Here is a 22,609-nt window from a genome sequence, read left to right as displayed (position 1 = left end):
AACTAACAGGTTTCGTTGGGTAGAACATAACTAAGCCTGACCGGCTGGTCTGAGCGAGGAGCAGACGCTACCGGGGTGTGGTCAGTCCGATTTGCTAAAAACAGAGTATAGAAGCCAGTTTAAATCATGGATGCCCAATCGAGATATTGGTAGTATTCCGGTACTACGGAAAATGCCATTCAAAGGTTGAATTATGGGTACTGTGATTTCTCTTGAAGTGTCAGGTATGGAGCTAGTTTCGAGTAAGAACTCGCTGGGTATAGATCATGGAGGCCTGTTTCAAAATGACGATCATCACGTCAACCCACTAGATGAAGATCAAATAGAGGAAGGCGAAGACTACGACACTCCTGATGGCATCCTCTGTCGTACTGTGTTGCGTAAGCCTTTGGGGCAAGTAACTTACCGATTGGAGTTGTTGGGCTACACCCTGGAAAATATACGCTATGAATATGAACTCATGGTTAAAGATGAAATAGAATATCTGGAGGACTTCAATGTATCCTTTCCAGAGTATGCAAAGCCAATTAGTAATATGATGAGTTTTGATGAGTTCGTTAATTTTATAAAAAGCGTAAACATTAGCGAGCTAAATGATGATGTTATTAATTTAAAAGATGAGAAAAAAGAGCGTGAACTTATCAGGGGACGATTTAATAATGATGAGTTATTAAACCGAATACCTAAATATGACAATCTCTTTATTAATTCATGGTCTGAAAAATCTTTTTTTGGGACTTTAGTTAGCATATTGCATCCATACTCTGTAATGCGAGTTTTGGCTGAAAATCCAAACAATAAAAATGAATTCGTCACTTGGGATTACGGAGAACTGGTTTCTGCTGGCTATGCGAACATAAAAGATATTCAGGTAGATGCTCGCAGACGTGACAAGTTCCTGATTGCTACCGAGGGAAGCACCGACTCAAACGTCATCAAGTACGCATTGCGACTATTACGCCCTGATATTGCGGATTTTTTTCACTTCATTGATATGAGTGAGGGATACCCGTTCACTGGTTCTGGGAATTTGGTGAAGTTCGCAGCCGGACTCGTTAAAATCGACATTCAAAATTTGATTGTTTTCGTTTTGGACAATGATTGCGAAGGAATTGAGGCGTACAACAAGATCCGTAAACTCGCATTACCTCACAATATCAACTGTATTCATCTTCCTGATCTTCCTGATTTCAATCAATTTCCAGCTATTGGGCCCCATGGTGTTACCCATGAAAACATCAATGGCAGGGCTGTAGCGATTGAATGCTATCTGGATCTAACATTTTCTGAATATGACGAAGCACAAATCCGGTGGTCAAGTTACAAAAAGGAAAGCGATGCTTATCAAGGTGCGCTGGAAAATAAAGACTATTACACGAAAAAATTCATGAAACTAAGACCAGGGAGTAAGGATTTTAGCAAATATGATTTTTCCAAACTCGCTATAGTCTTGGATGAATTAATAAAGGCGTGTTCAAAAATCTCATCAGAGATTCGAAAGAATGAAGTAGATGTTCAATATCCAGACTAAAAAGGCCGCATATGCGGCCTGTATGAGTTAGCCAATGTTGCGATGGTCAATGAGGTATTTCACTCTGTCATGGTGAGTGTTTCTCTGGAGTGAAGTCGTAACCCCTGTTCCTAGGCAATATCTGCAATCTTCTCAGCATCAGATCCGGTGCGCTCATTTTCTCCCTTGGATTACCAGAGTTTCAAAATCGCAGTATTCACTTTCCTTTTCTGTTTCCTGTGTGTTTGGGAACACACAGTGTCGTGTTACGACGGTGGAACGCCAACATAATTTGGCGCGGACAACGAAATATCCGCACCCGCTGTTAACGTGAACTGAAGGTTTAACCTGTTCCCGTTTGATTAACACATTTTGATGTCAGCAATGTCCGCTCCTGGCACATATCTGACGTCTGGATGATGTATAGATCTGCGCTATTATGGTACCAGCTAAATTTAGCTGGTACCATAATAAGTTATCCAACTAGCGATATTCCTCTTATCCCGCCTTCAATAATACTCCCCCTATCTGCTTCCTCAATAAAATCAGCCCACCATTGCATCATGGGGCGTCTTTGCTCTAGGTAGTCACTGCGATTATAGGCGCGTCTAACTTCGTTTTTATCAACATGGGCTAAGGCGGCTTCGATAACGTCAGGTGGAAATCCTTGCTCATTGAGTGCCGTACTAGCAATTGAGCGTAGACCGTGTGAAACAAGTACACCACCGAATCCAGCGCGTTTTAATGCCGCATTGACGGTTTGGCTATTCATCGGTTGGGTAGGCTTGATTCGACTAGGAAAGATAAACTCACGATTACCACTTAATGGTTTCATTAGCTCTAAAATAGCTAAAGCAGCTTCAGATAACGGAACAGTGTGCTCACGGTTCATTTTCATTCTAGCAGCGGGGATCTTCCATTCCTTGGTTTCAAAGTTGATTTCGTCCCAGCGAGCTTCAGCGGCTTCGGCAGGGCGCGAGATGGTGAGTAGCTGCCACATAAACAAGCATCGAGTAGATAGGCTAATACTAGCTGTACGCATTGTCTGCATGAGCTTTGGTAGCTGATCAGGGGGAATACTTGGCATATTCTTTTTCTTGGGTTTTTCAAAAGCTTTGCCAATATTGATACTTGGAACGGCATCAATTAACCCAGTATTTTGAGCGTAGATCATGACTTCGTTAATACGCTGACAAAGGCGGCGAACGGTTTCTAATGCACCTCTGGCTTGAACTGGTTGTATTGCTTGGACCAATATATGTGCTTTGATGTCGGTAACGCTGATATCGCCTATGGCGGGAAAAACATCTCGTTCAAGTGAACGCCAGATATCATTACCGTAGTCTTCTGTGACGGTGGATTTCTTCACTTCCCACCAACGTTCAGCGACTAGTTGGAAGGTATTAGTTTTAGCCTCTTGAGAGTTCCTTATTTGATCTTTCTGATATTCTTGAGGGTCAATATCTTTCGCCAGTAATGAGCGAGATTCTGCTCTAAGTTTTCTAGCATCGGAAAGTGTGACAGCAGGGTAGGCCCCAAAACTTTGTTTGGTCCTTTGTTTTGTATAAGGGCGGTAGTAACGGAATTGCCATAACTTGCTTCCGCTAGATTTGATTAGCAGTGTGAGTCCATCACCATCATACAGCTGATAGTCCTTGTCCTGCGGTTTAGCTGCTTTGATTTCGGTATCGGTTAATGGCTTAGTTTTTCTTGCCATGAAAAATCTCCATGCGTTTAGGCCCAACAAAGATGTTAGTTCTTTTCGTTGGGCCTATCAATGGGCCTAAAGGAATTAGCTTGGGTGGGATAAAATAGGACAGTGTAGGACATAAAAAAGCCCGCAACTCATTGAGTTAGCGGGCTTTTCAGTCTTCTTTGGACGTCCTTAGAAGATAATTTGGTGGAGCTGGCGGGAGTTGAACCCGCGTCCGAAATTTCTACATCCTCGGTACTACATGCTTAGTCTAGTCTTTAAATTCATTTGCCAGCTGCGGACAGACACGCCACCAACAAACTATCCTGATTAAATTTAACGCTTCAACCCCAGGCAAGGCATCCACGCGATCTCTTTTGGGTTTGACCTCTCTTGATCCCCGTCCTAAGAGCGGAGGCTAGGGAGAGAGGGCTCTAAGCAGGTTATTAAGCTGCTAAAGCGTAGTTTTCGTCGTTTGCGACTATTTTTTTGCGGCTTTTTACGAGGCCAACCGCCCCTCGGCATGCACCTTGGGTTTCGCAAATCCCGTCGAATCCAGAATCAGCCCCAAGTTGTTGAGCGCAGTATAACAGAAAAATACTCTATAAAGCTAGAGGTTAGCGATTAGAATGTTTCATTATACGTGCTTTATCGAGTTGCCATTCACGTTCTTTAATGTCAGAACGTTTATCGTGAGATTTTTTACCTCTGGCAACACCAATTTTAACTTTACACCATGCATTTTTCCAGTAGAGGGAAAGTGCAATAACGGTATAACCTTCACGATTAACTTTACCGTAGAGTGTATCTAATTCACGTTGATTTAAAAGTAACTTACGGCTACGAGTTGGGTCGCATACAACATGCGATGATGCAACTGTCAGTGGAGTGAAGTTTGCACCGAATAAATAAGCTTCACCGTCCCTTAAAAGAACGTAGCTATCTCCAATGTTGGCTTTGCCTGCTCGGAGTGATTTAACTTCCCAACCTTGTAGGGATAGACCCGCCTCGAACTCCTCTTCGATAGAATATTCGTGGCGAGCACGCTTGTTCATAGCAATTGTTGCTGAACCGGGTTTATATGGTTTTTTCTTTGTCATAGTGCAATCATTATACTGTAAGCTGAGTTGAAAGAAATCTTTCTAAGCTGATATTTTTTTGATTGTGCAAATCTTGCCCTATGTGGGTTTTGTTTTTTGTTTAACCAATCAAAGGTGGTATTATACGCTCAGTTTTTGGGGATAGGAATTGATATGCCACAGATTAGCCGCTCTGCGTTAGTTCCGTTTAGCGCAGAACAAATGTATAAACTCGTTAATGACGTTATTTCATATCCAAGCTTCTTGCCAGGGTGTGTCGGTAGCCAAATTATTAGTCATAGTTCTGAAGAGATGACCGCCTCTGTTGAGGTGTCAAAAGCAGGCATTAGCAAAACTTTTATCACAAAAAATGTGCTAGAAGATAACAAGTGCATTCATATGCAACTTGTGGAAGGGCCATTTAGTAAATTAGCGGGTGGTTGGAGATTTATTCCTTTAAGTGCGGATGCTTGTAAAATCGAATTTCACCTTGATTTTGAATTTACAAATAAATTGATAGAGCTTGCATTTGGCAAAGTTTTCAAAGAATTAGCAAATAATATGGTACAAGCTTTCACTTTAAGAGCAAAGGATGTTTACAGTGTCTGAGCTGAACATTGAAGTGACATATGCGCTTCCTGAAAAGCAATTTTTGTTATCAGTTAAAGTTAAAGAAGGTAGCACAATAGAAGAAGCAATACTTGCTTCTGGCATCCTAGCCCTTAGGGATGATATTGACCTTAAAAAAAATAAGATTGGTATTTATAGCCGACCCGCTAAATTGACTGATTTAGTGCAAGATGGGGATCGTGTTGAGATTTATCGACCTTTGATTGCTGATCCAAAAGAATTAAGGCGTAAACGAGCCGAAAAATCTAAAGAAGCTAAAAATAAGTAACTTTATTCTATTGTAGCTAACCGAGCAAAAGCTCGGTTTTTTATTGAAATTTATTTAGTTAAAATGAGATTAAATAAATCTATAATAAAGGCACTCATAATAACAACCCGCCTGAATAACTTTTCAAAAGACAGGCTGTTATTATCATACTAGGTGGCCCTAGTGTCTTATGGTTAGTCAGCGGCTTTAGTTTCTGATACTTTTGTTTCAGCGGCTTCCATTGATTCCTGCGCGGCAAGATTTTTCTCGTTTTTGATGTCAGTCAGAATGCCATTACGATCAAAGATCAGAGTTAAAGTTTCTTGCTGAACTGGGTCATGCCCAAGTTCTTGGCGGAAAACATAATACCAAGTCTGAGTACCAAACGGGTCAGATAACATTGGCGTGCCCAAAGTATAAGCGACTTGTTGCTGTGTCATTCCTTTTTGGATCTTAGCAACATCTTTCGCTGTGAGGTAATTACCTTGGTTAATGTCCGGGTGATAGACAAGACGTTCCATCATTGAACAGCCCGTAGACATTAATGCGAGTGATAGTGCTGCAGCAGTTAACAATTTATAACGCATGGATATCTCATTCCTTTTGGAGTCAGAACATCAATGATAATCGACATTGATACAATTTAAAACCTTCCTTATCGACTCTAAGACCACATAAGCATAAAAAAGTTGTCAAAAATTATGCTGCAAGTAACTCTTTCGCGTTGGCAAGCGTATTTTTTGTTACCTCAGAACCAGCAAGAAGACGCGCAAGTTCTTGTAATCTGGCTTTTTTATCCAGTAATTGCATGTGAGTTTCTGTTTCTACACCGTTTGTCTCTTTACTCACATAAAAGTGATGATGACCGCACCCAGCTACTTGTGGTAAATGTGTCACGCACATCACTTGCGTTGACTCACCTAGTTCACGTAGTAACTTCCCTACAATTGCTGCGGTTGGTCCACTAATACCGACATCGACTTCATCAAATATTAATGCAGGGGTATCCATTTTTTTAGCAGTAATGACTTGGATAGCTAATGCTATACGTGATAATTCACCACCCGATGCAACTTTAGCAAGCGCTTGGTGTGGTTGTCCTGGGTTAGTCGTCACATTGAATTCTACTTTACAGGCACCATCGATTTGTAGTTGTTCAGGTATAAATTTTACATCAATAGTAAATAGGCCATGAGGCATTGAAAGTTGATGCATACTATTGGTAATTAATGTACTTAACTCTTGTGCATAATGTAAACGTACATGGTGTAAGCGTTTTGCACATTCGAGAGCTGTATTATGATTCGCTTGTACTTGTGCATTTAAGACTTCTGCGTCTTCATTCTGATTGGCTATCTGTTCTTGTTCGCTTAGTAATTGCTGAAATAATTCAGGTAAGGCTTCTGGTGTGACATGGTGTTTACGCGCTAAGTTGATTTGTTTGGAGATACGCTTTTCCAGTTCAAACAAGCGATTAGGGTCAAGCTCATATTGGTCACAATAGTGCTTGATTTCATCGCTGACTTCGCTGACTTGTATTGATGCTTCTTCAAGCATATCAAGTAATTCTGAGAATTTAGGATTGAGAGCAACCAAGTCAGTCAATTCATTTTTTGCCATATTTAATAAGCTAATAACATTCGAATCATCATTTTCGGATAGTATTTGTGTTGTTGTTTGCCCAATAGCTAAAAACTGCCCATGATTAGCGAGTTGCTTATATTCTTGGTCTATTTCTTCAAACTCTCCTTGAACAGGGCGGAATTCGTTTAGTTCTTTCAGATGATATTCCAGCAGTTGCTGCCGAGATTCACGCTCTTGCACCTGCTTTTGAAAGACGGCTAATTGTTGGCAGGAATCATGCCATGTTTGCCATGCTTTTTTCATTTGAACCAGTAGTTCTTGCTGGTTGGAATAGGCATCAAGCAAGGATTTTTGATGAGAGCTATCTAGCAAGAGCTGGTGTGCGTGTTGACCATGGATTTGAATCAGCAATGTGCCTAGTTCTCTAAGTTGTGATAAAGGAACTGAAACGCCATTAATAAAGCCACGGGAGCGACCATCTGGAGAGATAGTACGACGTAATAAGCACTCATTTTGGTTATCAAGTTGGTGTTCTGTAAGCCAATTGGCAGCTAATTGTGCATCTACTAAGGAAAAGCGAGCGCAAAGGTCAGCACGTTGTGCACCAGGGCGTACCATATTGGCTTCACCTCGATTCCCTAGACACAGGCCAAGTGCATCAATAGCAATAGACTTACCCGCACCTGTTTCACCGGTTATGGCGGTCATACCATTACGGAAATCAATTTCTAATTCACGTACGATTGCAAAATTATTAATTGTTAGTTGGGTAAGCATCTGCGCTCTCCTGTAAAAATACACACCTGTGTTTTAATACAGTGTATGACTGTTTTTTTATACAGTAAAGAGGCAGAATGAAAAAATTAGAAAGTTTTTTTAGCCCAGCCTAATTTTGAACTTAACGTATTGAAATAATTATAATCTTGTGGGTGAACTAAATTAAGATTTTTATTACTACGTTTAACAATGACTTCCTCGCCATCCTGAATAGGAAGCATGATTTGGCTATCACAGCTGACTTCATAATCAATATTTGTTCGTAAAAATTTCAGCCGAATACTGCTGTCACTGCTAATGACCAGTGGTCTTGAGGATAAGGTATGTGGAAACATGGGCACCAATACAATCGCGTCCAAGTTTGGGGTTAAAATAGGGCCACCTGCGGAAAGAGAATAAGCTGTAGAGCCTGTTGGTGTGGCGATAATCAAGCCATCAGAACGTTGAGAAAAGGCAAATTTTTCATCAATGTAGACCTCGAATTCGATCATATGCGCAACTTTGCCAGGGTGGAGAACAATCTCATTAATTGCGGTGCTTTTACGTGCTTTTTGGTTAGCTTTAATAACTTGTGCTTCGAGCAAAAAACGTCTTTCTTCACGATATTTACCGTCAAGAACACTCGAAAGTTGTTGTAATGCGTTATCAGGGTCTAAATCAGTAAGGAAACCGAGATTACCACGATTTACACCAATAACTTTATTATTATACCGAGATAAAATACGAGCAGCACCAAGCATGTTGCCATCACCGCCAACGACGACAACTAAATCAGCCTGTTGGCCTATTTCAGTTAATGTCCCAGTGTTGGCATTAGTTAATTTTAAATCTTTAGCAACTTGTTTATCGATAATGGCATGATAATTTTTTGAAATTAACCAATGGTATATTAATTCATGAGTTGCCAATGCCTCAGGGTGCCTAGGGTGCCCGACAATGCCTATCGTTTTAAAATGTGTTGGTGGTGTATTATTGTCCTTTCGCATACTTTTTTGGCCTCTGATTGTATGACTTCCCTTGAATCCCTGTATTAGATCCCCATAATACTCTCATATATGGGATTAATGCTAAATACGCGGAGATATTCATGAGTAGTAAAGACCAAAACATGCATGATGAGCAAGCTTCTGAGCAAAATGAATCACAAAAAGTTCAAGTAGAGCAAGAAGTAGACGTTCAACAAGCTGATGAATTACAAGCAGACGAACAAGCGTTAGCCGCGCGTATTGCTGAGCTTGAGCAACAATTAGAGGCTTCACAAAAAACTGAACGTGAAGCAATGTTGCGTGCACACGCCGAAATTGAAAATATTCGTCGCAGGACTGAGCAAGATATCGAGAAAGCACATAAATTTGCATTGGAAAAATTCTCAAATGAATTATTACCAGTGATTGATAACTTAGAACGCGCAATAGATGCTGCAGACCATGAAAGTGAAGAGTCTAAAGCGATGTTAGAAGGGCTAAATTTAACACTGAAAACCTTCTTAGATGCCGTGGCTAAGTTCGGTATTGAGCCTGTAAGTGAAGTGAATGTGCCATTCAATCCTGAAGTTCATCAAGCGATAACGATGATTGAGTCACCAGATCACCAAGCTAATCATGTGATTAATGTGATGCAAAAAGGGTACACGCTAAATAACCGTTTACTCAGACCTGCAATGGTTATTGTGTCTAAGTAATTGATAAAATGGGATGCATAAGTATCCCATTTTTTCTATGTCTACAATCTGAAATTATTCATTAATCACTGGCGCCCAATCAATGGGGGTTTTGCCCTGCTGAGCTAAAATTTCATTTGTTTGTGAAAAATGTCCACATCCTAGAAAACCACGGTGAGCAGAAAGCGGAGAAGGGTGAGGTGCTTTCAGAACATGATGGCGTTTGGTATCAATAATTTTACCTTTTTTCTGGGCATGCGAGCCCCAGAGTAAAAAAATCACACCCTCAGTATTTTCATTAATTGCTTCAATGACTTTATCTGTAAATGTTTCCCAACCTAAATGCGCATGGGAATGGGCATTGCCTTGTTCTACGGTGAGGACGGTATTAAGGAGTAAAACGCCTTGTTGAGCCCAACTGAGCAAGTAACCATGAGCCGGCCTTTGAAATCCATCAATATCCTTTTCGAGCTCTTTATACATATTCACTAATGATGGGGGTGGCTTAATTCCAGGAAGTACGGAAAAAGAGAGACCATGGGCTTGCCCTGGTCCATGATATGGGTCTTGTCCTAGGATAACCACTTTAATATCGGAAAGCTCGGTATACTTAAATGCATTAAAAACGTCGTCTTGAGCAGGGTAGATAACCTTACCATTTTTACGTTGCTCTGCGACATACGCCAATGTTTCTTTGAAATAAGATTTTGATTTTTCAGGGCCAATAACATCGTGCCACGTAATGGAGTTTGACATGAAATATTCCATAACAATGAATTTATGAAGGAACAATTATATGAACCAGTTGATAGCTATAAGCTTACTGGTTCATGAGGGAGAGATAAAGCCCTGATATTGACGATTAATTTAAAAAAAATTGAAATTTTATAAAAATAGTTAAAAAAACAAATTATGAATTTTGATTTAAATCATAAAGTTGAGCTGAGTAAATTAGTTGCTAAGTGGAATAATTGATAAATATCAAAGAAAAAAGGGGTTCTAGCTGGTATAAAATACCTATATACATTGGTTAGACCAAATATCCAATTGCAAGTTTTCATAAGATTAATGGTTAATGTAGCTTCGATTTATTAAGCAAATCGAATGCAATCTAGCTCGAACGTGGAGGTCGACATGATTACAGGTATTCAAATTACAAAAACTGATAATGCAGCATTGTTGAATTCGTTCTGGTTACTCGATGACGAAAAAAATGAAGCTCGTTGTGTTTGTGCGAAAGCCGATTATAACGAAGGGCAAATCGTTGCTAAAGACGAATTAGGTGCTTTTGAGTATCGTGAAGTTCCTTTAGAAATGAAACCAACTGTACGCGTTGAAGGTGGTCAGCACTTAAATGTTAACGTATTGAGCCGTGAAACATTAGAAGATGCAGTCAAAAATCCAGAAAAATATCCACAATTAACAATTCGTGTTTCTGGTTATGCTGTGCGTTTTAATTCATTAACACCAGAACAACAGCGTGATGTTATTACTCGTACTTTCACTGAAAGCTTGTAATAAATATTAAATATAATTACATCTAGTAATGTATATTAAATTCTAAAGCCATTGTTATCAATGGCTTTTTATTTGTTACTAATAAAGTTGATTATTTCCCTCCTTGGTTATTTGTATTTCAATATTCTTCCAACAAATACACTTGTTAGGGAGAATTCATGTTATTATCTACACAACAAACACTATCAAAAAAAGATGAATATGTTTTTGTTAGAGAAAATTTAAATATTTATTTACGGCAAGAACACCAAGAGATTAAACCTTGCATAACAGAACAATGGCCTAAAAATATATTAAGAGAGGATTTTTTAGGAGGGAATGCTCAACAAAACGATTATATTTTAGCTTTACTATCGCAGGGGGCCTATCATAAAGATTGGCGGAATATACAAGGAGTTGAAAGATTAAATAATAAAGAGATTTATGATCTTGGAATTAACGCTGAATTATTAAATGACGATCAAACAGGATTTCAAGCTAATATCTGTCGATTTAATGATTTATATATTCTTTGTTTTGCTGGTACTAATGATATTATCGATTTTTACAGTAATATTCGTCAAGGTCTTGGTTTTTATGAGTTTCAATATTATCAAGCTGTTAACTTGATGAATATTTTATTCAATGCAGTAAATGGAAATACGATTTGCACGGGACATTCATTAGGAGGAGGACTAGCTTCAATTGCGGCGTTAGCGAGTCAATCCCCCTGTATTGCATTCAGTCCTGCAGGGTTGGCAAAAAACACTATTAATAATATTGGGATTGATTATCACATTGCTGAAAAAATGGCACAAGAAGGGTTGATACGCTATTACACGGTGCAATATGACTGGCTCGATAGATTACAAAACTCTTTACCGATCCCTTCTGCATTGGGAAATTGTATTAAAATGGCTTATAGCGAACATAGTTCTTGGAAAGATTGGTTACCGACCCGTTTATTGACAAGAAGTTTTATTGCTCATTCAATGCTTAAAATTATTAGGGTTATGTGCAAGTATAAACCATGGAATAATTGGAATGCAATTACAGGTGAATATAATAAGGTAAAAGAAATACCATTAGAAACGTTTCCAATTAAAGAAGAAAAACAGGAAATGAGTTGGCAAGAGTGTTGTGAAAGTGCAATAAGAAAAGGGAATATAACTGAGTTTTCAGCACTTTTATCATTAGGCCATAAACCTTGTGACATTAATTTTCTGGCTCAACACTCAGTTAGAACGGCTAATGGGCAATTTATGAAAATTTTAATTGAATCCCGATATGGTCAAACAATTAAAATGTTTCAATCAAGAGAACAAAAAAGTATTCTACATTTAGCGGCGCAAAATGGCTGTTTTGTACAATCACAACTTTTATTAAAAAATGGGTTAGCAGTTAATATTAGAGATAATTTTGGGAATACTCCTTTACACGATGCCTTAAATAGCCATGCTCTCGATGTTGCTGCATTATTATTAGAGAATGGGGCTGATTGGCGAATCAAAAATAATAAAGGGTTAGACTGTAAGGATATACTTGGTAACCACATTATTAAATATGATTTATTAACGCCTGAAGGTAAACAAATGCGAGATAAAGCTTTTCAAATGATGAGCTAAATAAAAAACGGGCCTAAACCCGTTTTTAGTGACTAGCTTTTGTCGTTATCTGTTGATACGGAAGGGCTAGCAGGAGTACGACGTTTCCCAATATTTTTCTTGTCGCGATGGCGTACTTTTTCTTTTTTCTTGGCTTGTTCTTCTTTTTTCTTTTCTTTACGCTTAGCAAGTACTTTCTTCGATGGTTTTGGTTTATTTAACATCGCTTCTGAAGGGGCTTTAGTTGTTGGACGTAAAGAATCCACAACACGGATCTTGATAGGCTCTTCAATATAACGAGTAATTTTACCAAATAAAGGGAAATCATGCGCTTCGACTAAGGAAATTGCCGTTCCTTTACGGCCCGCTCGACCAGTACGACCAATACGGTGCAAGTACACATCAGCAGTTCTCGGTAAGTCAAAGTTAAATACATGGCTAACGTTTTCGATATCTAAACCACGAGAAGCCACATCTGTTGCAACGAGTACCTTAACTTGGCCATCAACTAGGCGGCGTACAGCTTCATTGCGTTTAGCTTGTGGCATTTCACCTTCGAGATAGCAAGGTTCGATACCGGCCTCACGTAACCATTGAACTAATTCGCGTAAACGCTCACGCTTACGAACGAAAACGATGGCTTTGGTGACTTCGTCTTGTTTTAATAAATGGCACAGTAAGGCTGTTTTATGCTCTAGCGTGTCAGCTCGGTAATGAAATTGCTGAATTTTTTTACGTTCACGACGAGAAGGGTCTGCATCAATTTCAATTGGGTCTTCTAATAAGCGCTCAGCAAAATCACGAATCGCTTCGCCTTCAAGAGTGGCAGAAAACAGCATGGTTTGCTTACGCCAGCGTGTTTCACCTGCGATTGTTTCTATGTCATTTGCAAACCCCATGTCGAGCATGCGGTCAGCTTCATCAAGGATCAAAATTTCAACGGCACGGCAGTCAAAGTTTTCTTCCTTAATATATTGGAGTAGACGGCCTGTTGTTGCGACGACAATGTCTTGATTTTCGCTGAAAACTTCAGCGTGATTCATATAAGCAACACCACCCGTGATTGTAGCGATATCTAAGTGATTATGGGCGCATAATTCTTTTGCTTGGTCAGCAACCTGCATGGCTAATTCACGCGTTGGCGTGACAACTAGAACGCGAGGCGGACCTGATTTCTTTCTAGGGAAATCAAGTAAATGTTGGATCGCAGGCAGTAAAAACGCGGCGGTTTTACCTGTTCCTGTCGGGGCTGAACCTAATACATCGCGGCCATCCATTGCAGCAGGAATGGCTGCCGCTTGAATAGCAGTCGGACGTTGATAGCCTTTGTCTGAAAGCGCATCTATTAGGCTTTCATCAAGTTCAAGTTCAGTAAAAGTGGATGCAGTCATGATATACCTCTATTTGGGGCGCTGATTATAAACAGGTTAGCAAAATTGTTCACCTGAAAAAATCAGCTTTGCTCAAGTGTAACTGTTTTCATTACGGACAGGGAGCGATATATCGATACATATGAATGAAATACAGGGAAGATAAATAATTGAAGGAGGAGAAAGCTCCTCCTTCATCATGCTTAGCTAAGTATATTAATTAACCATGTATGATAAGGAATACCAACTAAGTCAATGAGCACCGCGCCACTGAGTGGCACAATCATGAAAGCTTTCATTGATACTTGTTTGTAACGTTCACATACAGAGGACATATTTGCCATTGCATTTGGCGTTGCGCCTAAACCATGCCCCATTAAGCCAGCACACATTACCGCGGCATCGTAGTTTTTGCCTAATAAGCGGAAAATGACAAAGACAACCAATAGAATTAAAATAATGACTTGTGCCAATAATATGGTGAATAGTGGCAAAGCAACAGCTTTTAGTTCCCATATTTTCAGTGACATCATAGCCATAGTTAAAAATAGGCCAAGTGAAACTTCAGAGATAAGGTCAACCGATTTTTGGTTAATACGGAATAATTCTACTTGGTCATTAACATTGCGAATTACGATTGCAATGATCATCGCCCCAACATAGCTGGGTAATGAAAACCCGGTTGCTTTAGTAAATTGCGCTGAAGCGAATTGGCCGATGACCATAATCCCTAGGACGAGCGCCAGCATTTTTAGAAAAGCATGAGCATCGATAGATTCAATTTTCCCTGCGATAGTTTCAGGAACTTGAACTCGCTCAACGTTTTCATCTGCTTTAATCTGCACATTAAATTTCTTAATTAAGAATGTTGCAATAGGGCCACCGAGTAAACTTCCTGTAATTAGGCCAAAAGTTGCCGCGGCAATTGCTGCAACTGTTGCAGATTGCACACCAAGGCCTTCAGCCATTCCACCAAAGGCAGCCGCACCGCCATGGCCCCCAGTAAGTGAAACACCACCAGCCATGATACCAATAACAGGGTCAACACCGAGTAAATGCGCAAGGCCTGCACCAAAGGTGTCTTGGAAGATAACCACAAACCAGCAGATAAACAGGTAGATAAAGAGTAACCGGCCGCCACTTTTTAAGATGCGGAAGCTGCCATCAATACCAATAGTTGTAAAGAAGGCGACCATTAAGAAGGTTTGTAAACTGGTATCAAAGTTGATTTCGGCTAGGTTAAATGATTTAAGCCCCCAAATGATCAAACTAACGAGAAAACCACCAATGACGGGAGAAGGGATACAGAAGCGTTGTAGCCATTCGATGCGTTTTTTTAAGTGGATCCCCATGAGTAGGCAGATCACCGTTAGGAAGAGGGTGGAGAGTGTGTCGAGGTGTAGAATCATATTTTTCCCTTTTTAACTGTTGTCTTTCACGCTACAGCGTTGTTGGCCGCGCTCCGTTACCCTAGTCACATACTTTTGTATGCTCCTAGGGATAACGTCACTTGCCGCCTAGCTGTAACGCGAAATTCAATAGTTAAAAACTATTAAGTCATTGCGCTACGGCTAGTTTGATAATCAACTTCAAAGCTATTTTTATTGTGGTGTTTGAAAATTAATTATCTTAACAGCGTGAGAAACAGTGTATTTATCAGTCGAGTTGTTGTGTTGTTTTATTAGAATAAGTATTGGTAAATCAAATAAGCCGCGAGTTTGGCAGTATGGTTGTCAATATCAAATTCAGGGTTGCATTCTGCGATATCAAAAACAGCAATTTTTTGGCTGTGCTTAATAATGGCAAATAGTTCATCAAAAATTTCAGTGGAAATGCCTTTCGGTGCAGGCGCACTCACACCCGGTGCGATAGCTGCAGAAAATACATCTAAATCAACGGTGACATATAAATAGTCTACAGCGCCAATGAAGTTTTTAATTTTTTCAATAGCTTGAGGTAGCTTGGAATAAGCTAACTCTTTATCGCGGATATATTGGCAACCCAATTTATCTGCGGTATCGAATAGGACTTTTGTATTGCCATGATCAGCGATGCCTAAACATAAATACTGGAAAGGACGTTGGTGTTGCTGACACAGCATGGCGGACTGTAAAAATGGGGTGCCAGATGTGGCGACAGGGGCTTCGCGTAAATCAAAATGTGCATCAAAGTTGATAATGCCAATCGTTTTACCTGTTTGATACTGTTCAACATAGTCAAACAAACCTTGGAAGCTTGCAAATGCAACTTCATGACCACCGCCAAGGACAATCGGCTTTTGGTTATCAGCGAGGAGAGCAATAAGTTGGTCAGATAAACAGCGCTGTGCTGCTTCTAAATTGCCATCATCACAGCGGATTGTACCAACGTCTTTGATCGCAAGTGGTTGATGAATAGGCAACCCTGCCAGCTGGTGACGAATTGCATCAGGGCCTGCTTTAGCGCCTTGGCGGCCTTTATTGCGTCGGACGCCTTCATCAGAGGCAAAACCAATTAATGCAAATTTGGCGGGTGCGTGTTTGTTCATGACTTGGTGGATGCGCAAGTGTTCTTGTGTTTCACCATCTGTGCGCCCTTGCCATTGGAAAGGTTGTGTCATAGTTACTCCAAGTTAATTAGTTTAGTGATGTTATGCGCGGCTTGGCAGGTGTGCGTGATAAATTCATCCACACGATGCGTAGAACGAAATTCAGGTGCCATAACTGAAACGACGGCTAATACATCATTCCCTTTGAAAATGGGGGCAGAGACACCCAGTACGCCTTCATCGATTTCACTTACAGACATGCCGTAACCTTGTTGGCGTATTTGTTGTAAATCTTGTTGTAGCTTTATTTTTTGTTGTTCAGTGGTTAATTGCTTTGTATGAGCTTCAACCACTTGTTTTTGATAGAGTTCATGGCGAAAAGCTAACAATGTTTTCGCACTGGCGCCTTTAATTAAGGTATTACCACGACCAATAATAAAGGAACAGCGCAGTGCTTGTTCACTCTCTATCATGTCGACACAAATGGTTTCTCGTAGATTTGAGGTGATAATCGCCACGGTTTCTTGGGTTTTTTTCGCTAAAGTTTGTAGCTCTTGTTTAGAGGCGCTCATCAATAAACTGTGGTGATAGTATTTTTCTTGATTTTTGATACTCTGCGAACCGACGCAATATGTACCGTATTGTTTTGCGTGAGATACAAATTCCCAATCTATGAGAATTGTCAGTAACCGATAAACGGTTGATAATGGGATATCTAGCGCTGACGAAATAGACTGTGGTGTCACCGGAGAGGCGCAAGTTGTAATGTAAGACAAGATGTCTAAGGTTCTATTTATACTGTTCATGGCATCTCCTTTTTTTCGAACTTATCAGTAAATTTTTTCCGTCTCAAATATAATTCCCGTAATATGAGAATTATATTGTAGCAAATAGGTTAAATTATCACTTTTATTTGCTTAAAATGAGAATGATCGAATAAGTATTAACCAATTAGAGTGCCTGAATGTGTAAGCAAGAAAAGAATTACCGCAAAGGCGGTTTTACGTTTAAACAGTTTTTTGTGGCTCATGACCGATGTGCGATGAAAGTGGGAACGGATGGTGTGCTATTGGGTGCTTGGGCCCCTGTAGAGGGTATCCAGTCTGCTTTAGATATTGGGAGCGGTAGCGGGTTAATCGCGTTGATGCTAGCACAGAGAAATACAATATTACGTGTTGATGCCGTTGAGTTAGATAGTGATGCAGCAGCGCAAGCGCAAGAAAACTTTATTGGGTCACCATGGGCTGAGCGTTTACAGGTTATCAACCAGGACATTGTAAGTTACAGCCAGTCGTCTCCCGCGCAATATGATTTAATTGTCAGTAACCCACCTTACTTCGAGCCTGCGGTTGCATGTCGAGATGAAAAACGAGACCAAGCAAGATATACATCAACGTTAACACATGATGTTTTACTTGAAAGTGCGAAAGCTTGCCTTGCTGCTCATGGACTATTTTGCTTAGTGCTACCACATGACGCAGGGGAGAAATTACAGAAGATGGCCGAAGATTCTGGCTGGTTTACTGCTTTTCGCATCAATGTGAGTGATAAAAGGGTAACACCTTATCATCGGATGTTGTTAGGTTTACGATTACAGAATATTGAAACTAAGGTGACATCATTAGCGCTCAAGGAAGAAAATGGGGAATATACCGATGAATTTCGTAAACTAATCCAACCATTTTATGTGAAATACTAAATTAGGTAAATACTAAAGCCGGCACTAAGGGCCGGCTAAAGTTTTGGTTATTCAGGCTGTAAAATAGTGGGGCCTGAATTAGGACGTGGCTCTGGGTAATCTAAGGTGTAATGTAACCCACGGCTCTCTTTGCGTTCTAATGCACAACGAACCATTAATTCAGCGACTTGAACTAAGTTACGTAATTCAAGTAAGTTATTTGAAATACGGAAATTTGCATAGTAGTCATGAATTTCTTGCTGCAATAGATGGATGCGACGCAGTGCGCGTTCAAGGCGCTTTGTGGTTCTTACAATCCCCATATAATCCCACATGAATAGACGTAATTCATGCCAGTTATGTTGAATAACAACCTGTTCATCTGAATTATGTACTCTGCTTTCATCCCATTCAGATAAATAGGGGATTTCATCGATCTGTTTGATCGTTTTATTAATGTTTTCTGCCGCAGCCCAGCCGTATACCAAGCATTCTAATAGCGAATTGGAAGCCATACGGTTTGCACCGTGCAAGCCTGTGTAGCTAACTTCGCCAATAGCATAGAGATTCGTGATATCAGTCATACCGGCTTCATCTACAATAACACCACCGCAGGTATAATGGGCTGCAGGAACGATAGGGATAGGCTCTTTGGTCAGGTCTAGCCCTAAAGTCATCAATTTCGCATAAATAGTTGGAAAATGATTTTTAACAAAAACGTTAGGCTTATGGCTGATGTCTAAATACATGCAATCAGCCCCAAGACGCTTCATTTCATGGTCAATAGCACGCGCAACAACATCACGAGGGGCAAGTTCACCACGATCGTCGTGATCAGGCATAAACCGGCTTCCATCAGGGCGCTTGAGGTAAGCCCCTTCACCACGTAATGCTTCAGTTAATAAAAAATTACGTGCTTGTGGGTGAAACAAACAAGTCGGATGGAATTGATTAAATTCAAGGTTAGCAACACGGCAGCCAGCTCGCCATGCCATTGCGATGCCATCACCAGAAGAAATATCTGGGTTTGTAGTATATTGATAAACTTTAGCCGCTCCACCTGTGGCGAGAACAATCGTTTTCGCTCGAATGGTTTCAACTTGTTCTTTTTGGCGGTTCCATACGTAAGCGCCTAGAATTCGTGGTGATTCAACCTCATTAGAAAGGATAAGGTCGACGGCATTATAACGTTCTTTAATATGAATATTTGGATGGGCAAAAGCGAGGTCGACTAAGGTGGTTTCAACTTCTTTTCCTGTCGCATCTGCATGATGTAGGATCCGACGATGGCTGTGACCACCTTCACGTGTTAAATGATACTGTGTTTCACCGTTCTCGGTAATTTCAGTATCGAATAAAACACCTTGGTCTATAAGCCATTGAACACAATGTTTCGCATTGGAGGCAATAAACTCAACCGCTTCTTTCTGGCAGATACCAGCACCCGCAATTAGCGTGTCTTCTACATGAGATTCGATGCTGTCAGTGTCATCAAAAACAGCGGCAATACCGCCTTGTGCGTAATAAGATGCCCCTTCACTGAGGCTACTTTTACTGAGAATGGTCACTTGATGAAAAGGGGCGAGCCGTAAGGCAGCTGAAAGTCCTGCGACACCACTCCCAATGATTAAAATATCAGTGTAATGCTGTGTGGATCCGTTCATAAGTGTTTGCATGTATATAATAGTATGTATTGAGTTTTTTATGTTAGCCTATCGAGTGCCCTATTGCTATTAGTGGATGGCTGTTAAGACACAGTATATTGACCTAGCGCTATTTACGTATTCAAATGGTTTTACTGTGATAGCTATCGCATTCGTATTTAAAATCTGTATGCTGTCATATGAGTCTGCAAGATTATTATAGGCAGTTGTTTTAATAAGGATCTTTAAGATCATCTAAGTAATTTTTTTATCAGTTTTGTAAATTTTTGACTATTTTTTTAGATTAAATTGAACTTCAACGAATTCTACTACTCAAAGTAGTGCTTGCTTTAGGAAGGGAGAACATGATCAAGTTAACATATTATCGGCCTGAATTCGGGAGATATTTCCTGGAATGAGCGAGCAACTGACCGACCAGATTTTGGTTGAAAAGGTACAGAAAGGCGATCAACAAGCTTTCAACTTATTGGTGATAAAATATCAGCATAAAGTCGCGAGCCTAGTATCCCGCTATGTACCGCAAGCAGATGTGCCTGACGTTGCGCAGGAGTCATTTATAAAAGCCTATCGTGCCATTGGTTCGTTTCGTGGTGACAGCGCGTTTTATACTTGGCTTTATCGGATTGCGGTAAATACAGCTAAAAATTATTTAGTTGCCCAAGATAGACGCCCACCTGCGTCGGACTTGGAAGCGAGTGATGCAGAAAACTTTGAAACCGCAGGTGCCTTAAAAGAAATTTCGAACCCAGAGAACTTAATGTTGTCTGATGAATTAAAGAACGTTGTTTTCCGAACCATCGAATCGCTGCCTGAAGATCTTAGAATGGCAATTACGCTTCGCGAGTTAGATGGATTGAGCTACGAAGAAATCGCAGAAATAATGGATTGCCCAGTTGGCACCGTACGTTCTCGAATTTTTAGGGCAAGGGAAGCAATTGACAATAAAGTTCAGCCACTGATTCAACAATATTGATATGTTAAATCAGTCAATTAAATATAATTGTGATACAATTAACTGAAGGTAATTGGGCATGCAAAGAGAGAAACTTTCCGCAATGATGGATGGCGAAGTACTAGACTTAGAACTGGTCAACGCTATTTCACGTGATTCAACGTTAAAACAACGTTGGGAGAGCTATCATCTTATTCGTGATACTCTGCGTAACGATACTAGTGAAGTCATGCACTTTGATATTGCAAGTAAAGTTGCGGCAGCATTAGAGAATGAAGCTGTGCGTATTAATCCTCAGGTAGTTGTCGAATCGCAGCCAGAACCTGCGACTTGGGGGGCTTTCCCATTCTGGGGCAAAATTCGTCCTTGGGCGAGCCAGTTAACTCAAATTGGTGTTGCCGCTTGTGTATCTTTGGCCGTGATTGTTGGTGTTCAACAATATAACCAAAGTAGTGCTGTTGACTCTCCTGTTGACGAGCCAATGTTTAACACGATCCCTGTTGGTAGTGGGGCGCCAGTTAGCTTGAATATCTCAGATAACCAATTGTTTGGTAATGAGCAGCAAATTCAACAAGTTGAACAGCAAAATCAACGCATTAATGCGATGCTTCAACAATATGAAATTGAAAGACGCTCGATGCTTAACCAGCAATACCAAGAGTCTGCACAACCTGCGTCTTCAGCAGGAGTTAAATTGCAATAATGAACAAATGGTTATCCGTCATCTGCCTGACGGGCAGCCTGATTATTTCTAATCAAGCTTCGGCATCTGAACTAGATGCCGATGTTCTTTTTAAAGAAATGGGAAATGCTGCCCAGAACCTCTCTTACGAAATGTCTTATATGACATTCAGCCCGCAATCAATAACACCAGTACGTTACCGCCACGCAATCATTAATGGTGAGCCTGTTTCACAGATGATCCAAATGGACTCATCGCGCCGTGAAATTGTTCAAAAAGGCAATAGTATCAGTTACTTTGAACCTGGTTTTGATGCATTTAGCTTAAATGGTAAATATATAGTTGATAATTTACCATCAGTAGTTTTTGCCAATTATCAACAGATTAAACCTTATTATAATTTTATTGATGCTGGGCGTACCCACATTGTCGATAGGCCAGCATTAGTAATTCGCATAATATCGAAAGACAATTCTCGGTTTAACTATGTAGTATTGATCGATGAAGAAACGAAATTGCCATTACGTATCGACCTTCTCGATAATAATAGCCAAACATTAGAACAATTTCGTGTGATTTCGACGGTGCTAGATAGCCAAACAGTTAAGGATTCATTACTTGCGTTAAGTAAGGTAAATATGCCGCCATTATTGATTTCCCCTAAAAATGGAAATCCTTCCTTTAAATGGCAAGTTGGCATGTTACCACCTGGTTTTGAAGAAATATCCCGCTCTTCGCGAAAATTAGCTGAAGATGACGTGGTAGAAACCGCAATGTTTAGTGATGGTTTATTTACCTTTTCTGTAAATGTGACAAAATCGACTAAAGGCCCGTTACTTGACCAACCGCTTCAAAATGGGCGTCGAACTATTTACACCATGACGCAAAAGCAAAATGTCATCACTATCATCGGTGAATTACCGTTAGCAACAGCACAAGTGGTAGCAGGTAGTATTCAGTTTCGGGAGTAAATTATGGTAAAAGAGTGGGCAACAGTAGTCCGTTGGCAAAACGGTAGGGCTTTATTGCGCTATGGTTCTTCGTCCGGGTGTGGCAGTTGTGGTGCTCGTAAAACCTGCGGTTCTTATGCTTTAAGCAAAATAGGGCCAAATACGGAACATGAATTAGAAATTGCGATTGAACAACCGCTAGTTGAAGGACAAAAAATTGAAGTCGGTATTCCTGAAGGAAGTTTGATTCGTTCAGCGCTATTAGTTTATCTAACGCCTATTTTGGGGTTATTTATTTTTGCTGGCTTAGCGCAGGCGTTTGATTTTGAACAGTTCTGGATAGCGATTTCAGGTGTAATTGGTGGTATTATTGGTTTTTATGTCGCGCGTAGACTTGCATCAAATTGGCGTGATGATGAAGCTTTTCAACCCGTCGTTTTACAGATTGGGTTACCTCCAAACGAGCTTTCAGTGCAAATTAATTGCTAAATTTCAATATGTTGAG

The 22,609-nt window shown here is 40.3% G+C and carries 22 protein-coding genes and 1 other RNA gene; 11 read left to right on the top strand and 12 right to left on the bottom strand.

Annotated features, from left to right (window positions below):
• The first annotated feature begins 193 nt into the window (after nt 1-193).
• Nucleotides 194-1,531 carry a HEPN/Toprim-associated domain-containing protein gene (locus G6Q48_RS16390; RefSeq protein WP_166267592.1) on the top strand — a complete coding sequence of 446 codons (1,338 nt, stop codon included), beginning with the start codon at nt 194-196 and terminating at the stop codon, nt 1,529-1,531.
• Nucleotides 1,532-1,985: 454 nt separating this feature from the next.
• Here G6Q48_RS16390 and G6Q48_RS16385 read toward each other — a convergent pair whose 3' ends face one another.
• The 3 genes from G6Q48_RS16385 to smpB all read right to left on the bottom strand — a co-directional run bounded on the left by G6Q48_RS16385 (nt 1,986) and on the right by smpB (nt 4,303).
• Entirely contained in the window at nt 1,986-3,227 is a 1,242-nt protein-coding gene (locus tag G6Q48_RS16385) for an integrase (RefSeq protein ID WP_141173336.1), read from the bottom strand.
• 181 nt (nt 3,228-3,408) lie between these two features.
• Nucleotides 3,409-3,772: a transfer-messenger RNA gene (gene ssrA / locus G6Q48_RS16380) on the bottom strand.
• Between the two features lie 48 nt (nt 3,773-3,820).
• The gene (gene smpB, locus G6Q48_RS16375; protein WP_004265004.1) at nt 3,821-4,303 is read right to left on the bottom strand and encodes an SsrA-binding protein SmpB; all 483 of its coding nucleotides are present in this window, start codon (nt 4,301-4,303) and stop codon (nt 3,821-3,823) included.
• A 153-nt stretch (nt 4,304-4,456) separates the two neighbouring features.
• Here smpB and G6Q48_RS16370 point away from each other — a divergent pair, with 153 nt between their 5' ends.
• Together G6Q48_RS16370 and G6Q48_RS16365 are read left to right on the top strand one after the other, a co-directional pair.
• On the top strand, nt 4,457-4,891 hold the full coding sequence (locus tag G6Q48_RS16370; protein ID WP_195697465.1) for a type II toxin-antitoxin system RatA family toxin: 435 nt from the start codon (nt 4,457-4,459) through the stop codon (nt 4,889-4,891).
• Entirely contained in the window at nt 4,884-5,180 is a 297-nt protein-coding gene (locus G6Q48_RS16365) for an RnfH family protein (protein WP_102137793.1), read from the top strand. Before G6Q48_RS16370 ends, G6Q48_RS16365 begins: the two co-directional genes overlap by 8 nt.
• Nucleotides 5,181-5,353: 173 nt before the next feature.
• On the opposite strand, the gene bamE is transcribed toward G6Q48_RS16365, so the two are convergent.
• From bamE to nadK, 3 genes are all read right to left on the bottom strand, one after another.
• Nucleotides 5,354-5,746 (bottom strand): outer membrane protein assembly factor BamE, encoded by a 393-nt coding sequence (bamE, locus tag G6Q48_RS16360; RefSeq protein WP_166267590.1) that lies wholly within the window; start codon nt 5,744-5,746, stop codon nt 5,354-5,356.
• Between the two features lie 112 nt (nt 5,747-5,858).
• On the bottom strand, nt 5,859-7,520 hold the full coding sequence (gene recN / locus G6Q48_RS16355) for a DNA repair protein RecN (RefSeq protein WP_166267588.1): 1,662 nt from the start codon (nt 7,518-7,520) through the stop codon (nt 5,859-5,861).
• Nucleotides 7,521-7,606: 86 nt separating this feature from the next.
• A complete protein-coding gene (gene nadK / locus G6Q48_RS16350) occupies nt 7,607-8,506 on the bottom strand; it encodes an NAD(+) kinase (protein WP_102137494.1) in 900 nt (299 codons plus the stop codon).
• Nucleotides 8,507-8,607: 101 nt separating this feature from the next.
• Here nadK and grpE point away from each other — a divergent pair, with 101 nt between their 5' ends.
• Nucleotides 8,608-9,201, top strand: coding sequence for a nucleotide exchange factor GrpE (grpE, locus tag G6Q48_RS16345; RefSeq protein ID WP_166267586.1), 594 nt, complete (start codon nt 8,608-8,610; stop codon nt 9,199-9,201).
• A 54-nt stretch (nt 9,202-9,255) separates the two neighbouring features.
• On the opposite strand, the gene ung is transcribed toward grpE, so the two are convergent.
• Nucleotides 9,256-9,936, bottom strand: a complete 681-nt coding sequence (ung, locus tag G6Q48_RS16340; RefSeq protein ID WP_102137496.1) for a uracil-DNA glycosylase — start codon at nt 9,934-9,936, stop codon at nt 9,256-9,258.
• 378 nt (nt 9,937-10,314) lie between these two features.
• On the opposite strand from ung, the gene grcA reads away from it, so the two are divergent.
• Nucleotides 10,315-10,698, top strand: a complete 384-nt coding sequence (grcA, locus tag G6Q48_RS16335; RefSeq protein ID WP_004912835.1) for an autonomous glycyl radical cofactor GrcA — start codon at nt 10,315-10,317, stop codon at nt 10,696-10,698.
• A 158-nt stretch (nt 10,699-10,856) separates the two neighbouring features.
• Complete coding sequence (locus G6Q48_RS16330) at nt 10,857-12,302, top strand: ankyrin repeat domain-containing protein (protein ID WP_102137497.1); 1,446 nt, start codon at nt 10,857-10,859, stop codon at nt 12,300-12,302.
• Between the two features lie 32 nt (nt 12,303-12,334).
• On the opposite strand, the gene srmB is transcribed toward G6Q48_RS16330, so the two are convergent.
• From srmB to G6Q48_RS16310, 4 genes are all read right to left on the bottom strand, one after another.
• Entirely contained in the window at nt 12,335-13,672 is a 1,338-nt protein-coding gene (srmB, locus tag G6Q48_RS16325) for an ATP-dependent RNA helicase SrmB (protein WP_102137498.1), read from the bottom strand.
• A gap of 182 nt (nt 13,673-13,854) precedes the next feature.
• Nucleotides 13,855-15,060: a sodium/glutamate symporter gene (gene gltS, locus G6Q48_RS16320; protein ID WP_166267584.1), complete on the bottom strand. Its 1,206-nt coding sequence runs from the start codon at nt 15,058-15,060 to the stop codon at nt 13,855-13,857.
• Nucleotides 15,061-15,332: 272 nt separating this feature from the next.
• Nucleotides 15,333-16,250, bottom strand: coding sequence for a formimidoylglutamase (gene hutG / locus G6Q48_RS16315; protein ID WP_166267582.1), 918 nt, complete (start codon nt 16,248-16,250; stop codon nt 15,333-15,335).
• A gap of 2 nt (nt 16,251-16,252) precedes the next feature.
• Nucleotides 16,253-16,984, bottom strand: coding sequence for an IclR family transcriptional regulator (locus tag G6Q48_RS16310; RefSeq protein ID WP_102137501.1), 732 nt, complete (start codon nt 16,982-16,984; stop codon nt 16,253-16,255).
• 158 nt (nt 16,985-17,142) lie between these two features.
• On the opposite strand from G6Q48_RS16310, the gene trmN reads away from it, so the two are divergent.
• Nucleotides 17,143-17,877: a tRNA(1)(Val) (adenine(37)-N(6))-methyltransferase TrmN gene (gene trmN, locus G6Q48_RS16305; protein ID WP_166267580.1), complete on the top strand. Its 735-nt coding sequence runs from the start codon at nt 17,143-17,145 to the stop codon at nt 17,875-17,877.
• Between the two features lie 47 nt (nt 17,878-17,924).
• On the opposite strand, the gene nadB is transcribed toward trmN, so the two are convergent.
• Entirely contained in the window at nt 17,925-19,520 is a 1,596-nt protein-coding gene (gene nadB / locus G6Q48_RS16300) for an L-aspartate oxidase (protein WP_166267578.1), read from the bottom strand.
• Nucleotides 19,521-19,914: 394 nt separating this feature from the next.
• On the opposite strand from nadB, the gene rpoE reads away from it, so the two are divergent.
• The 4 genes from rpoE to rseC are packed head-to-tail and all read left to right on the top strand — an operon-like array spanning nt 19,915 to nt 22,593.
• Complete coding sequence (rpoE, locus tag G6Q48_RS16295) at nt 19,915-20,493, top strand: RNA polymerase sigma factor RpoE (RefSeq protein ID WP_166267576.1); 579 nt, start codon at nt 19,915-19,917, stop codon at nt 20,491-20,493.
• 58 nt (nt 20,494-20,551) lie between these two features.
• Nucleotides 20,552-21,175, top strand: coding sequence for an anti-sigma-E factor RseA (rseA, locus tag G6Q48_RS16290; RefSeq protein WP_102137504.1), 624 nt, complete (start codon nt 20,552-20,554; stop codon nt 21,173-21,175).
• Nucleotides 21,175-22,125, top strand: a complete 951-nt coding sequence (gene rseB / locus G6Q48_RS16285; protein WP_166267574.1) for a sigma-E factor regulatory protein RseB — start codon at nt 21,175-21,177, stop codon at nt 22,123-22,125. Before rseA ends, rseB begins: the two co-directional genes overlap by 1 nt.
• Before the next feature lie 3 nt (nt 22,126-22,128).
• Nucleotides 22,129-22,593: a SoxR-reducing system protein RseC gene (gene rseC, locus G6Q48_RS16280; protein ID WP_102137506.1), complete on the top strand. Its 465-nt coding sequence runs from the start codon at nt 22,129-22,131 to the stop codon at nt 22,591-22,593.
• Nucleotides 22,594-22,609 lie beyond the last annotated feature (16 nt).

Origin of the sequence: Providencia sp. M-27 (genome assembly GCF_011077905.1) — a bacterium.
Classification (GTDB): Bacteria; Pseudomonadota; Gammaproteobacteria; order Enterobacterales; family Enterobacteriaceae; genus Providencia; species Providencia huaxiensis.
This window is presented reverse-complemented; position numbering and strand designations above follow the sequence as displayed.

Excerpts from the sequence above, each read along its gene's own strand:
- G6Q48_RS16330 (WP_102137497.1), top strand. The coding sequence starts at position 10,857 with ATGTTATTATCTACACAACAAACACTATCAAAAAAAGATGAATATGTT.
- nadK (WP_102137494.1), bottom strand. The coding sequence starts at position 8,506 with ATGCGAAAGGACAATAATACACCACCAACACATTTTAAAACGATAGGC.
- hutG (WP_166267582.1), bottom strand. The coding sequence starts at position 16,250 with ATGACACAACCTTTCCAATGGCAAGGGCGCACAGATGGTGAAACACAA.
- srmB (WP_102137498.1), bottom strand. The coding sequence starts at position 13,672 with ATGACTGCATCCACTTTTACTGAACTTGAACTTGATGAAAGCCTAATA.
- G6Q48_RS16390 (WP_166267592.1), top strand. The coding sequence starts at position 194 with ATGGGTACTGTGATTTCTCTTGAAGTGTCAGGTATGGAGCTAGTTTCG.
- recN (WP_166267588.1), bottom strand. The coding sequence starts at position 7,520 with ATGCTTACCCAACTAACAATTAATAATTTTGCAATCGTACGTGAATTA.
- trmN (WP_166267580.1), top strand. The coding sequence starts at position 17,143 with ATGTGTAAGCAAGAAAAGAATTACCGCAAAGGCGGTTTTACGTTTAAA.
- G6Q48_RS16310 (WP_102137501.1), bottom strand. The coding sequence starts at position 16,984 with ATGAACAGTATAAATAGAACCTTAGACATCTTGTCTTACATTACAACT.
- bamE (WP_166267590.1), bottom strand. The coding sequence starts at position 5,746 with ATGCGTTATAAATTGTTAACTGCTGCAGCACTATCACTCGCATTAATG.
- grcA (WP_004912835.1), top strand. The coding sequence starts at position 10,315 with ATGATTACAGGTATTCAAATTACAAAAACTGATAATGCAGCATTGTTG.
- smpB (WP_004265004.1), bottom strand. The coding sequence starts at position 4,303 with ATGACAAAGAAAAAACCATATAAACCCGGTTCAGCAACAATTGCTATG.
- grpE (WP_166267586.1), top strand. The coding sequence starts at position 8,608 with ATGAGTAGTAAAGACCAAAACATGCATGATGAGCAAGCTTCTGAGCAA.
- G6Q48_RS16370 (WP_195697465.1), top strand. The coding sequence starts at position 4,457 with ATGCCACAGATTAGCCGCTCTGCGTTAGTTCCGTTTAGCGCAGAACAA.
- rseC (WP_102137506.1), top strand. The coding sequence starts at position 22,129 with ATGGTAAAAGAGTGGGCAACAGTAGTCCGTTGGCAAAACGGTAGGGCT.
- gltS (WP_166267584.1), bottom strand. The coding sequence starts at position 15,060 with ATGATTCTACACCTCGACACACTCTCCACCCTCTTCCTAACGGTGATC.
- nadB (WP_166267578.1), bottom strand. The coding sequence starts at position 19,520 with ATGAACGGATCCACACAGCATTACACTGATATTTTAATCATTGGGAGT.
- rseA (WP_102137504.1), top strand. The coding sequence starts at position 20,552 with ATGCAAAGAGAGAAACTTTCCGCAATGATGGATGGCGAAGTACTAGAC.
- rpoE (WP_166267576.1), top strand. The coding sequence starts at position 19,915 with ATGAGCGAGCAACTGACCGACCAGATTTTGGTTGAAAAGGTACAGAAA.
- rseB (WP_166267574.1), top strand. The coding sequence starts at position 21,175 with ATGAACAAATGGTTATCCGTCATCTGCCTGACGGGCAGCCTGATTATT.
- G6Q48_RS16385 (WP_141173336.1), bottom strand. The coding sequence starts at position 3,227 with ATGGCAAGAAAAACTAAGCCATTAACCGATACCGAAATCAAAGCAGCT.
- ung (WP_102137496.1), bottom strand. The coding sequence starts at position 9,936 with ATGTCAAACTCCATTACGTGGCACGATGTTATTGGCCCTGAAAAATCA.